Origin of the sequence: Protofrankia sp. BMG5.30, from assembly GCF_001983005.1 — a bacterium.
GTDB classification, from domain to species: domain Bacteria; phylum Actinomycetota; class Actinomycetes; order Frankiales; family Frankiaceae; genus Protofrankia; species Protofrankia coriariae.
Genome location: NZ_MOME01000073.1, coordinates 1 through 6,502, shown reverse-complemented (window position 1 = coordinate 6,502; position 6,502 = coordinate 1). Strand labels below are relative to the sequence as shown.

The 6,502-nt window shown below is 66.4% G+C and carries 3 protein-coding genes and 1 pseudogene; 3 read left to right on the top strand and 1 reads right to left on the bottom strand.

Annotated features, from left to right (window positions below):
• Nucleotides 1-2,175: FxSxx-COOH system tetratricopeptide repeat protein (gene fxsT, locus BL254_RS24020; protein WP_076845288.1), on the bottom strand; the 2,175-nt coding region annotated here is incomplete at its 3' end.
• Between the two features lie 1,008 nt (nucleotides 2,176-3,183).
• Between fxsT and BL254_RS24015 the strand changes: the two genes are divergently transcribed.
• From BL254_RS24015 to BL254_RS24005, 3 genes and pseudogenes are all read left to right on the top strand, one after another.
• Nucleotides 3,184-4,251: an SAVED domain-containing protein gene (locus BL254_RS24015; protein ID WP_175648474.1), complete on the top strand. Its 1,068-nt coding sequence runs from the start codon at nucleotides 3,184-3,186 to the stop codon at nucleotides 4,249-4,251.
• Nucleotides 4,252-4,342: 91 nt separating this feature from the next.
• Nucleotides 4,343-5,371, top strand: coding sequence for an SMODS domain-containing nucleotidyltransferase (locus tag BL254_RS24010; RefSeq protein WP_076845284.1), 1,029 nt, complete (start codon nucleotides 4,343-4,345; stop codon nucleotides 5,369-5,371).
• A 15-nt stretch (nucleotides 5,372-5,386) separates the two neighbouring features.
• Nucleotides 5,387-6,502 (top strand): annotated as a pseudogene (locus tag BL254_RS24005) (thiamine biosynthesis protein ThiF); the annotation flags it as partial.

Here is a 6,502-nt window from a genome sequence, read left to right as displayed (position 1 = left end):
GGGGTGGTCTTCGCCGAGGATGCGTCGCCGTTGAGTGAGGACGTCATCGAACATCGTTCGTGCCGTCGAGTGATCGCCCTGATCTCCCACCACGCGTGCGAGTTCGTGCGCGGTGCCGATGGTGTCTGGGTGGTCCTCGCCGAGGATGCGTCGAGACTGATCCAGGAGATCATCGAATATTGCCTGCGATGCGCTCAAATCGCCTTGATCCCCGACCACCCGCGCGAGGTAATGTGCCGTGGCGAAGGTGTCGGGGTGGTCCTCGCCGAGAATGCGTCGCCGACGGGTGAGGACCTCATCGAACAGGGCCCGTGCTGCCGGGTAGTCTCCCTGTTCCCGCACAACACACGCGAGGTTGTGCATGGCGGTGATCGTCTCCGGGTGATCCTCGCCGAGCTGCGTCGTCCACAGTGTGTACGTTTGCCTGCTGAGGCTGGCAGCAGTGTGATTGTCTCCGCTGGATCGGAGGGCTTCAGCAATACCCAGGACCAACCGGAGGGCKGCATCATTGGTGCTGTCGAGCATGCCGGCAGCCAGCGCGTGTGGGTACAGCACGATGTAGCGGGGCCAACATGCCGGATTGCCCGGATCGGCGGGGTCGGCGGYGGTGAGAAGGGCATGCACGGCGGTCCGCAGCTGTTCGCGCTGTTCGGTGGGGGTGTGCTCGCGTAGGACGGCTTGGACGAGCCGATGCATGACCAGCCCGTCGGAGGTCGTGCGGACCAGCCCCAGCCGGCAGACTGCTGCCACCCGGTCGGYGAATGCCAGCGGATCGTGGACCACGTCGGCCAGCGCATAGGGCAGCTCGGCGAGCTCTTCGGTAGTGGGGTTGAAAAGGTTCAACGGTACTGGTTCCGGACCGAACCGGGCTAGCAGCCGCAGCAGGTCAACCGTGCTCGGATCATTCACCCTGTCCACGGCAACGGTCCACGCGGCAGTGACCGGCAGCGAGTAGCGGGCTGACTGACCGCGGGTCAGAAGCTCCGCTGTTCGGTCGGTAAGTAGCCGCTCGTAAGTTGCTACCGGCATCCCAGTCGTGGCCAGCCAGCTACCCGCCTGCTCCAACGCCAGTGGCAGATTTCCCAACGACACCGCGAGCTGACCTGCCTCGGCACTGGTGAGGCGTTCGCATCCGCGCTGGAGCAGGCGAACCGCGTCCGGGCCGGGCAACACGTCCACCTCCACCGGCTGCGCCCAACCCGCCCACGCCGGATCCCGCGAGGTCACCAGTACATGTCCGCTACGGCCCGCTACCGCCAGAATCCCGAACGGGTCTGACGGCGTCTCGGCGTTGTCGACCACCACCAGCCACCGCCGGAACGGTTCACCACGACGTAGTACCTCCATCAACCCGGCGATCCGATCCAGCGCGTTGTCTGCAGCTGGCACGCCCACCCGGCTGGCCAGCTCGACAAGCGCACCCACCGCTAGAGCGGTCGACTCACCCGGCACCCACCACACCAGGTCATAGTTGGTGGCATGCCGGTAGGCGTACTCGACGGCGAGCTGGGTCTTCCCGACCCCACCCAGGCCGTGCAGCGCCTGCGGCAGAACCGCTGCCGATCCCTCTGCACGTGAAAGCCGGCCCGCAATCGCGGCCAACTCGGAGTCCCGGCCGGTGAACAGCGGATTGCGGGGCCAGGGCACCGACCACACCGCCGGCAACCCGCTCGGAAACGGCACAGGAACCGGAACCGCCCGCACAGCCGGCGGGAACAGCGGCGCCACCGCCGGCTTGCCCCGCCCGCCGGACACCGCCAACCGGGCCGCCCGCAGCAGCTCTGCCCGCGCCCGCGCCTCATCGACTCCGAACACATCGACCGAGACGATCTGGCCTAGCAACCCGGGTCGGCCATGCTCAGTCACCCGGACCRTCAGCACTTTCCGAGCCTGCCCGGCCGGGTCAGCTGACCACGCCGCCTGCCACTCCGCCGCCCCATACACCGACTCTGCATAGTCCGCGGAGAGGACCGCTATCGTCCGGTCGGCCCGGGCCACACCTTCCTGCATCCCCGACACCCAGTTCGACCCCGGCGCGAAGTCCCATGCCTGGATCAGCACCCGGTAGTGCGCATCTTCCAACGTCCAGGCGATCCACTCCGCCCACGCCCGGTCTGCCTGGGCGTACGACACGAAAAAGTGCGGGTTGGCGCTCTCATTGCCCCCGTCGGTCACCCGGTAAGGATGCCACCACTGCCCGGCGAGTCAGAAGCAGATCGATCACCGCGTCTGCGAAGGAGCCGCGCGGCTCGCCAAGAGTCGGGGTGCGGCCGAGCCTACGGCCCGCGGCCTCGAATTTTGGCGGACAGCGCTCAATCTCGATCTTCGATTCATCCCCGCGTGAGTGCTGCGATCAAGAAGCTGTCCGGGCCCGGGCCCAACAGGGCTCGAACCCAAACCAGCAGGTCGGAGCGCTGCTGCCTTCGACGCCGTTGGTGTCCGACTCTACGGAATCTTCAAAACTTGCAGGTCGTAACGTCTGTCGATGTTCATCGACAAGGCCGAGTGCACCCAACCAGCATTAATGCGAACCTAAACCTGCAGGTCAACGGCCCGACCGTGTCCATCGAACCCGCCCACGCGAAGATCCGACGGGCACGATACAACGGCAACGCGAATGCCAGGAAGATCGGGTAAGAGYCGATGGGGATGACCGCGCTGCTTGTCGGGCCGGATAGATGCTGCTTGTCGGGCCGGATAGATAGGGTCACGCCAGAGCGGTGCTGACCGGCGCCACCCGGCGCCATCCGCAGGCCCTGACCCCCAGCAGTGCGCGGCCTGATCGCGTCTCTATGTGGCCGATCGGATCGTACCGCCTGAACACTATGCTTGAGTGGCAGGACGCGGTGGCTCGGACGGGGMCCACTCGCTGTGATTGGCAGACCGCTGCCGCGAGGTCTTCATCTCGCTCGTGCTGCAGCGACGGACATCGCGCTGGGCGGCGGGGCGTCGTCGGTCAGCCCCGCCCGACCGGTCATGAGCCATTGATTTCGGCGAGCATGTCAGCGGTGAGGTCGCCTATGACATGACGTGGTGGCGTATGGCCGTCCGGATCTGTCGGACCCTCCCGGTAGCTTCTGATCTATGGCGTTGAACCAGGTCCGGGACACCTCCGTCAAGCGGGGAAGCATCAAGGCCGCGGTGCGACTCGCTGTCTGGGCGCGAGCCGCCGGGTGCTGCGTCATGTGCTCCACCAGCCTGCTCGAGCACCGCAATTTCTTCCACACCGTCCTGGTCGGAGAACTGGCGCACAACGTCGGCGCCACGGCCACTCCTGGCTCGCCCCGCGGGATGGCCGAAGAACTCGCGGATCGGGAAGCGGAGGAGAACCTCCTGCTGCTCTGCCACGCCTGCCACCGTCTGATCGACGATGAGGATCATGCCCCGTACTTCACGACCGAGCGGCTCCGTGGTCTCAAGAAGGCGCATGAGGATCGTGTCCGGGTGGCCGCCACCAGCGGTGGGCTGCGGCGGACCGCGGTGATCCGGATGGGCGGTCTGGTGCGGGGGGCCACGGCCTTCGCGTCTCAGCGGCAGACAGCCGACGCGCTCCTGTCCGACGGCTATCTCGGCCTCGCGGACGGCCGATGGCAGGRAGACTTCGTCTGCCACATCCCCGGTGACCCGAGCCGCTCCTCCTACTGGATCGCCGGCCAGGAAGAGATCAACCACACTCTGGGACTCGTCGAGCAGGCGGTCGCGAGCGGGCAGGTCGACCACCTGTCGATCTTCGCGATCGCTCCGATCCCGCTGCTCGTGTACCTGGGCTCTCGGCTTGACGACAAGACGGACACGCAGCTGTACCAGAAGCACCGCGACGGAGACCAGGGCTGGCGCTGGGACAAGACCGCCCCGATCCACGACTTCTCTACCGTCGCCACCCTGGACTCCGCCCCGGCCACGGAGGTCGTCCTCGCCGCCTCCCTCACCGCGGAGGTCCAGAAGACCAACCTCCCGGATGYACTGCGGGGGCTGCCGTACTTCGAGATCAGGCCCGAGGCTGATCGCTTCGGTCCTGGTCTCTTCGCACACCCGGACACGTTGCGGAACTTCGCCGACCGTTGGCGGAACCTGCTCGCCGAAGTCGAAGCGACATGCCCTGGAGCCGCGAGGTGGCACCTCGTCGCTGCCGCGCCGCTGTCTTCCGTCATCGAGATGGGACGCGCCTTCATGCGCGGGGCGCAGCCTCCCACCGAGGTGTACGAGCGGCAGGGCGACACCTACACGCCTGTCGTCCAGGTCAACACGTGACCGGCCACCGCTTCGACCTCGCCCACACGCACACGACCGGATCGGAGACGCCGGTCACCGCATCGCCAGTAACCACCACGGGGGACGCCCAATGAGACATACCGACTACTTCGACAGCTTCATGAAGAACACGGTCAACCTCAGCCAGTACAACCTGGACCTGCTCGCCAGCCGCGTCGATGCCATCTACGCGGCGCTCAAAGCGGATCCGGACCTCGGCCCGCGACTCGTCAAGAAGATCCCGCAGGGCTCCTGGRCACAGGAGACGATCATCAGCCCGCAGAACGGCAAGCCGTTCGACGCCGACTTCCTCGTTCAGATGACGGAGGAGGCCGACTGGTCAGACGACGTGCAGCAGTACATCAACGCTGTCTACAAGGTCATCCACCACCACTCGATCTACGGCGACATGCCGCACAGCCGCAAGTGCCGCTGCGTGTACGTCGAGTACGCGAACAACAGAATGCACGTCGACATCGTCCCGTACGTCATCCTCACCGACGGCCGTCAGGTGATCATCAACCGGGATGACAACGCGTTCGAGACCACCGACCCATCCGGCTTCACCCAGTGGATGAAAGACAAGGACAAGATCGCCAACCGCAAGCTGCGCAAGGTCATCCGCCTCCTGAAGTTCCTGCGCGACCACAAGAACTCCTTCACCGGCACCAAGTCGATCCTCCTCACCACCCTTCTCGGGATGCAGGTCGAGGAATGGAAGAAGATCCTTGACCCCGGCTACTACAGTGACCTGCCCACCGCCCTGCTGCACATGGTCGGCGACCTGGACGCCTGGCTCCAGGCACGCCCCACCAAGCCGTCCATCGCCGACCCGTCGAACCAGGTTGTCACTTTCGACCACCGGTGGAGCGAGGAGACCTACGCCTACTTCCGTGACCGCATCCACGTGCACGCGGCCGAGATCCGCGACGCCTACGAGGAGACCGACGAGGAGGAGAGCGTCAAGAAGTGGCAGGCCCTGTTCGGTGACAAGTTCCAGGCGCCGGAGGCCTCGTCGTCCAGCAGGAAGTTCGGAGCCGCTGGAGCGGCGGCCGGCTTCACCGGCGGTACCAACCTTCCTCGCATCTCCTCGTCCGGCCGATCCGGTCGAGCCGGGTAGCGAATCGAGCCGGTGGTGACGAAGCGGAAGCGTGTCCGGTTCACGGACTGGCAGGAGTCAGCCGTCCGTGAGCTGGACGCGGTCGCAGGCGCCCTACCGGGCGAGTTCCGACTGCTCGACCGCCCCAGGCTGATCGACCGCGGGTTCGTTCAAACCCGCATCCGCCTGCGGACCGCCGACCTGCCCCGCGCCCCGCACGGCCTTCCCCTGCACGAGTACGAGGAGTTCTTGCTGGGAATCGGCCCCATTCGGCCGGTGCCGCCGTGCGTCGAGGTCGACCATGATCGGTTCATTGGCTACCCGCATGTGCTAGAAGGGCGACGGCTGTGCATCTACCTGGATCCTGCGCGGGAGTGGAACCCGCAGCGAGGATTCGCCGGTGCGATCGATCGGCTGCACGACTGGCTGGCAGACGCGGCGGCAGCACGGTTCAACCCCGACGCGGCCCTACACCACGCCGTCGGCGGCATCCTCCATCGCACGCCGGGCACCCCCACCATCGTCGTTCGTGAATCCGGCACGCCGGCCAAGGCGCGACCCGCCTTCCTCACGGTGCGATCACCGCACCGGTATGACCTTCACTACGACGGCGGTCACCCAGACCAGCACCGAACCGTGCTCTTCCAGGTAGCAGGCCCCCTACCTCTCGGCGCGGGGACCCGGCTATCCGACCTGCTGACGCGGCTCGACACCGCGAGCGCGCCCGGGGCCCCCGTCACTCCGCGGCCCCGGCCTCAAGCAGAGGCCTTTCTCGCGGBGCTCGCGGCTGCCGCCATCCGAAACCCGGCGCGCACACCCCAAATGTTCATCCTCGCGGTCCCTCACCCCACCGGCGGACCGCCGCATCTCCTCGCAGGCCGAGTGCCCGCCACAACGGCCGACGAACTGCGGCGACTCGTCCGCCAGCGCCGCGACCCCATGATCAGAATCGATACTGAGGCGCTCGACATCCAGACACCTGTGGAGTGGTGCACCGTGTCCGACGAACGGGACAGCGTCACAACCCGACGCGACACCAGCCGTCCTACCAGCGCCTACCTAGGAAAAACCATCCACATCTGGGGCTGCGGCGGTTCGGTAGATGTCAAGTCAAATGAGACAGTTGGTCGTTACTCGGTTGGCTTGGGACTG